We start from the raw sequence: 6,422 nt of genomic DNA, 5'->3' as shown, positions 1-6,422 counted from the left end.
CTGGGTGGATACGTGTCCGGACGGATGCGCCGTCGCACCCATTCCGGTGAGGACCAAACCGACGCACGCGACGGCATTCATGGCCTGACCGTTTGGGCGATCGGCATGATCCTGACGGGCATCCTGGCCGCAGGCGCGGTGTCCAGCGGCGTCCGCGCGGCGGGCAATGCGGCGTCGACCGCGGTCGAAGCTGCAGGTTCCGCCGTGGGTGGTGCCGTTCAGGGCGCGGGCCAACTGGCCGGCGGCGTGGTCGGTGGCGTTGGCCAGATCGCTGGCGGTGCCGTCAGTGGCGTCGGTCAGCTGGCGGGCGGCGCGATCTCGGGCGCCGGTGAGGCCGCTGGTGGTCAGGACATGGGCGGCAATCCGCTGGACTATGTGACCGACCGTCTGCTGCGCAGCGAGGCTGCGGCACCGGATCAGTTCTCGAACGAGGCGATCCGCAACGAGGTTACCGGCATCCTGGGCACCGTTCTGCGCACGGGCGAGGTGGCCGATGACGATCTTGACTATCTGCGCGACGCGCTTGCCGCCCGTACCGACCTGACCCCGGCCCAGATCGACGCCCGCGTCGAGGAAGCCGTGACCCAGGCCCAGGACCTGCGTGCCGAAGCCGAAGCCCGCATCGAAGAAGCGCGGACCCAGGCCGAGGAAGCCGTGGCCGCTGCCGAACAGCGCGCCCAGGAACTGCAGGCGCAGGCCGAACAGCAGCTGCAGGAGGCACAGGATGCCGCCATCGCCGCTGCCGAATCCGCCCGCCGCGGCGCGGTGTGGAGCGCACTGTTCCTGGCCGTGTCGTCGCTGGTTGCCGGTCTGGCCGCCTGGATGGGCGCCATCAAGGGCGGTTCGGACCGCGATGCAGGTCGCGTCTGGGGCGGCCTGTCGCGTCGCCGCACCTGACGGGACCTCTCCGTCCGACGCGACGGAACTGTGACAAGCGTGGCCCCCGACCCCCGTGTCGGGGGCCACGCGCATTTGCGGGCTGGCATTCGCGGCCCTTATCGGCTAGGGCAGCCGCGAAACCTACAGATTAAGGCCGTCATGGATATCCGCAACATCGCCATCATCGCTCACGTCGACCACGGCAAAACCACCCTGGTGGACCAGCTGCTGCGTCAGTCGGGGTCCTTCCGCGACAACCAGGGCCGTCGCGGAACGCGCGATGGACAGCAACGACATCGAACGTGAACGCGGCATCACCATTCTGGCCAAGGCAACCTCGGTCGAATGGAAGGGCACGCGCATCAACATTGTCGACACGCCCGGCCACGCCGATTTCGGCGGCGAGGTCGAACGCATCCTGTCGATGGTGGACGGCGTCTGCCTGCTGGTCGACGCGGCCGAAGGTCCGATGCCCCAGACCAAGTTCGTGACCTCCAAGGCACTGGCCCTGGGCCTGCGTCCGATCGTCGTGCTGAACAAGGTCGACAAGCCCGCAGCCGAACCCGACGAGACGCTGAACGACGTGTTCGACCTGTTCGCCAATCTGGGCGCCAGCGACGAGCAGCTGGACTTTCCGCATGTCTATGCCTCGGGCATCGGCGGTTGGGCCGACGCGACGCTGGATGGCGAGCGCAAGAACATGGACGCGCTGTTCGACCTGATCCTGAAGCACGTCCAGCCGCCCAAGCAGATCACCCGCGCGGACGAGCCGTTCCAGATGCTGGCGACGACGCTTGGTGCCGACGCCTTCCTGGGCCGTCTGCTGACGGGTCGCGTCGAGGCGGGCACCGCCAAGGCCGGCGACACGCTGAAGGCGCTGTCGCGCGACGGCGAGCGGCTGGAGCAGTTCCGCATCAGCAAGATCATGGCGTTCCGCGGCCTAACACAGACCCCGATCGACGTGGCCGAGGCCGGTGACATCGTGACGATCGCGGGCATGGCCAAGGCCACCGTGGCCGACACGCTGTGCCACCCGGACGTGATGGAGGCCCTGCCCTCGCAGCCGATCGATCCCCCGACCATCAGCGTCACCTTCGGCATCAACGACAGCCCGCTGGCCGGCAAGGACGGCAAGAAGGTCCAGAGCCGCGTGATCCGCGAGCGCCTGATGAAGGAAGCCGAGATCAACGTCGCCATCAAGGTCGAGGACACCCCCGGCGGCGAGGCCTTCGTTGTCTCGGGTCGCGGCGAACTGCAGATGGGCGTCCTGATCGAGAACATGCGCCGCGAAGGGTTCGAGCTGTCGATCAGCCGCCCGCGCGTGATCTACAAGGAAGAGGACGGCCAGCGCCTTGAGCCGATCGAGGAAGTCATCATTGACGTCGATGACGAGTACACCGGCGTGGTGATCGAGAAGCTAACCGGCGACCGCAAGGGCGATCTGGTCGAGATGCGTCCCGCCGGCGTCGGCAAGACGCGCATCGTGGCCCATGTCCCGTCGCGCGGCCTGATCGGCTATCAGGGTGAGTTCATGACCGATACGCGCGGGAACGGCGTGCTGAACCGCATCTTCCACGGTTGGGCGCCGCACAAGGGTGCCATCCAGGGCCGTCGCCAGGGCGTGCTGATCAGCATGGAGAACGGCGTGTCCGTGTCCTATGCGCTGTGGAAACTGGAAGATCGCGGCAAGTTCTTCATCGGCGCGCAGGAAGAGCTGTACCAGGGCATGATCATCGGCGAACACAGCCGGGACAACGACCTTGAGGTGAACCCGCTGAAGGGCAAGCAGCTGACCAACGTCCGTGCTTCCGGCACCGACGAGGCCGTCCGCCTGACGCCCCCGGTCCGCCAGTCGCTGGAAGAGGCGATCGCCTATATCAACGACGACGAACTGGTCGAGGTCACGCCCAAGAACATCCGCCTGCGCAAGCGGCACCTGGATCCGCACGAACGCAAGCGTGTCGCACGGTCCGGCGCCTGATAAGCGTCTACCGCGAGTTTGCTGAAATCACAGGTCCGCGTGCCCCCCCGGCACGCGGACCTGTCCATTTAGATATGTCGCCAAGGCGACACTTCGTGCTATGATTGTCTTATCCGAATTGCGCACCCGTTTAAGATGCACAAATTTGGTTGCTACACAGATTCCACGGCTGCTTTTCTGGGGCATTCTGGCCCTAAATCACATTCAAGTCATCTGTTTTTCGTTTGGCCCACCCCGCAACGGATCGGATTGCATCGTGATGAAACACCTGTCGGAACGCCGTGACCCCAGGGGTCTGCACGACCGCGCCATCAGTGCCGCGATGACGCTTGTCCTGGACCAACGCCGCCAGCCCCCCACGATTGCCGATATTGCCGAAGCCGTCGACGAACCCGTCGAACGGGTCCGTGCCTTGTTCGCCGATGAACGCGCCCTGCTGGTGGCCAGCGTCGAACAGGCGCTGGTCGTGCTGATCGACAGCTGCACCCGCGCGGTGGTCCGCGTCGATCCCGACGACCCCGTCGCGCAGTTCCTGAGCCTGGGGCGACACCTATCTGGATTGGGCCTGCCGCTATCCCGCGCAGTTCAGGCTGCTGCAGGACTGCGATCTGACCAACGCGCGGCATGAACCCATCCTGCGGCGCTATACCGACAGCATCGCCGATCTGACGCTGCGCATGCTGGCACGGGCCCGCGACACCGGTCGCCTGCACCCGCGCGAGGATATCGCGATGCTGGCCCTGTCCGCGCGCTGCTATGTGGTCGGGCTTGCGCGGCTGGTTCTGGACGGTCGCCTGAAGGATTGGACCGAGGAACGCGATTCCCTGACCACCGCCAAGCATCTGACGCATGATTTCGTGCATCGGATGGCGCGCAGCAGCCAGCCCCATATGGCCGGCATGTGACGGATTAGCCCCTTTCGGACCCATGGTGCTTGCGGTATCCCGGTTGCAACCTGTGAATGACCGAAGAGAGCAGCCGTGACCGATTACATCATCAAGGACATTGCGCTGGCCGAATACGGCCGCAAGGAACTGGACATCGCCGAGACTGAAATGCCCGGCCTGATGGCGCTGCGTTCCGAATACGGCGAGGCCAAGCCGCTGGCGGGCGCCCGGATCGTCGGCAGCCTGCACATGACCATCCAGACCGCCGTCCTGATCGAGACGCTGACCCATCTGGGCGCGGATGTCCGTTGGGCGTCCTGCAACATCTATTCGACCCAGGATCACGCCGCTGCCGCCATCGCCGCCGCGGGTGTCCCGGTCTTCGCCATCAAGGGGCAGAGCCTGGCCGAGCATTGGGATTACCTTGATCGCTCGTTCCAGTTCCCCGAAGGCCCGAACCTGATCTTGGATGATGGCGGCGATGCGACGCTGTACATCCTGCTGGGTGCCCGCGCCGAGGCCGGCGAGGACGTGATCCCCGTGCCGCAGTCGGACGAGGAAACCGTCATCAAGGCGCAGATCGCCAAGCGCCTGGCGCAGTCGCCCGGCTGGTTCACGAAGATGCGCGACCAGATCGTCGGCGTGTCAGAGGAGACGACGACCGGCGTCCACCGCCTGTACGATCTGCAGAAGAACGGCCAGCTGCCCTTCCCCGCGATCAACGTGAACGACAGCGTGACCAAGTCGAAATTCGACAACAAGTACGGCTGCAAGGAATCGCTGGTCGACGGCATCCGCCGTGCCACCGACGTGATGATGGCGGGCAAGGTTCGCCGTCGTCTGCGGCTATGGCGACGTGGGCAAGGGCTCGGCCGCCAGCCTTCAGGGCGCCGGCGCCCGCGTGAAGGTGACCGAGGTCGATCCGATCTGCGCGCTGCAGGCCGCGATGGACGGGTTTGAGGTCGTGACCCTGGAGGATGTGGCCGACAGCGCCGACATCTTCATCACCACCACCGGCAACCGCGACGTGATCCGGCTGGAGCATATGCGCGCCATGAAGGACATGGCGATCGTCGGCAACATCGGCCATTTCGACAACGAGATTCAGGTCGCGGCGCTGCGCAACCACAAATGGACCAATATCAAGGACCAGGTGGACATGATCGAGATGCCTTCGGGCAACCGCATCATCCTGCTGTCGCAGGGGCGCCTGCTGAACCTGGGCAATGCCACCGGCCACCCGTCCTTCGTGATGTCGGCCAGCTTCACCAACCAGGTGCTGGCGCAGATCGAGCTGTGGACCAAGGGCGACGACTACAAGCCCGGCGTCTACATCCTGCCCAAGGCGCTGGACGAAAAGGTCGCGCGACTGCACCTGGACAAGATCGGTGCGAAACTGTCCGTGCTGTCGTCCGAACAGGCCGCCTATATCGGCGTGACGCCGGAGGGCCCCTTCAAATCCGACCATTACCGGTATTGATGTCATGACAGAGTATTCGACCTTCACCTCGGAATCCGTGTCCGAGGGCCATCCCGACAAGATCGCCGACCAGATTTCGGACGCGATCCTGGACGCCATCCTGGCCGAGGACGCGCGCGCCCGCGTTGCGTGCGAGACCATGGTCAAGACCGGCGTCGCCATCATCTCGGGAGAGATCACCACCAGTGCCTGGGTGGATCTGGAATCCATCGTGCGCGGTGTGATCACCGACATCGGGTATAATTCGTCGGATGTGGGCTTTGACGGGGCGACCTGTTCGGTCATCAACATCATCGGCAAGCAGTCGCCCGAGATCAACCAGGGCGTCGACCGCGCCAGCCTGGAGGAGCAGGGCGCAGGCGACCAGGGCCTGATGTTCGGCTATGCCAGCGACGAGACCGACGTGCTGATGCCCGCCGCGATCACCTATGCCCATCGTCTGGTCGAACGCCAGGCGGCGGTGCGGCGCGACGGCACTCTGCCCTGGCTGCGCCCGGATGCCAAATCGCAGCTGACGCTGCGCTATGACGCCGACGGCCGCCCCGAGGGGATCGACGCGGTCGTGCTGTCCACCCAGCACAACCCCGAGATCAGCCTGGCCGACCTGCGCGAGGCGGTGATCGAGGAGATCATCCGCCCGGTCCTGCCCGCGGAATGGCTGTCGGATGCCACCAAGTTCTTCATCAACCCCACCGGCAAGTTCGTCATCGGTGGTCCTGTCGGCGATTGCGGCTTGACCGGGCGCAAGATCATCGTCGACAGCTATGGCGGCATGGCCCGTCATGGCGGCGGCGCGTTCTCGGGCAAGGATCCGTCCAAGGTCGACCGCTCGGCGGCCTACGCGGGCCGTTGGGTTGCCAAGAACATCGTGGCGGCCGGTCTGGCCAAGCGCTGCGAGATCCAGGTCAGCTATGCGATCGGCGTGGCCGAGCCCACCTCAATCAGCCTGAACTGCTTCGGGACCGAAACCGTGCCGGTCGACCGGATCGTCGCGGCCGTGCGCGAGGTGTTCGACCTGCGCCCGTTCGCGATCATCCGCGAACTGGACCTGCTGCACCCGATCTATCGCCCGACGGCCAGCTATGGCCATTTCGGTCGCGAACCCTATGCGTTGAACGGGGCGACCGCGTTCAGCTGGGAACGCACGGACAAGGCGGAAGCGCTGAAAGCGGCGCTGAGCTGAATGACGAAGGCC

At 65.4% G+C, this 6,422-nt stretch carries 4 protein-coding genes and 2 pseudogenes; all 6 read left to right on the top strand.

From position 1 onward, the window contains the following. A partial coding sequence (locus F1642_RS13770) for a hypothetical protein (protein ID WP_206692777.1) occupies nucleotides 1–897 on the top strand: 897 nt, incomplete at its 5' end. A gap of 141 nt (nucleotides 898–1,038) precedes the next feature. Further along, nucleotides 1,039–2,860 (top strand): annotated as a pseudogene (typA, locus tag F1642_RS13765) (translational GTPase TypA). 259 nt (nucleotides 2,861–3,119) lie between these two features. Continuing rightward, a complete protein-coding gene (locus F1642_RS13760; protein WP_194886476.1) occupies nucleotides 3,120–3,488 on the top strand; it encodes a hypothetical protein in 369 nt (122 codons plus the stop codon). Beyond that, a complete protein-coding gene (locus F1642_RS13755) occupies nucleotides 3,415–3,765 on the top strand; it encodes a WHG domain-containing protein (RefSeq protein ID WP_194886480.1) in 351 nt (116 codons plus the stop codon). Before F1642_RS13760 ends, F1642_RS13755 begins: the two co-directional genes overlap by 74 nt. A gap of 75 nt (nucleotides 3,766–3,840) precedes the next feature. Further along, nucleotides 3,841–5,227, top strand: a pseudogene (gene ahcY / locus F1642_RS13750) (adenosylhomocysteinase). A 4-nt stretch (nucleotides 5,228–5,231) separates the two neighbouring features. Further along, entirely contained in the window at nucleotides 5,232–6,410 is a 1,179-nt protein-coding gene (metK, locus tag F1642_RS13745; protein WP_194886475.1) for a methionine adenosyltransferase, read from the top strand. The last annotated feature ends 12 nt before the right edge of the window (nucleotides 6,411–6,422 follow it).

The organism is Paracoccus sp. NBH48 (assembly GCF_015390265.1).
Taxonomy (GTDB): Bacteria; Pseudomonadota; Alphaproteobacteria; order Rhodobacterales; family Rhodobacteraceae; genus Paracoccus; species Paracoccus marcusii.
The sequence above is the reverse complement of the archived record's forward strand: the minus strand, read 5'-3'. Positions and strand labels throughout refer to the sequence as shown.

What these genes read in the sequence shown, in the direction of transcription:
- F1642_RS13760 (WP_194886476.1), top strand. Translation starts at nt 3,120, where the DNA reads ATGAAACACCTGTCGGAACGCCGTGACCCCAGGGGTCTGCACGACCGC.
- metK (WP_194886475.1), top strand. Translation starts at nt 5,232, where the DNA reads ATGACAGAGTATTCGACCTTCACCTCGGAATCCGTGTCCGAGGGCCAT.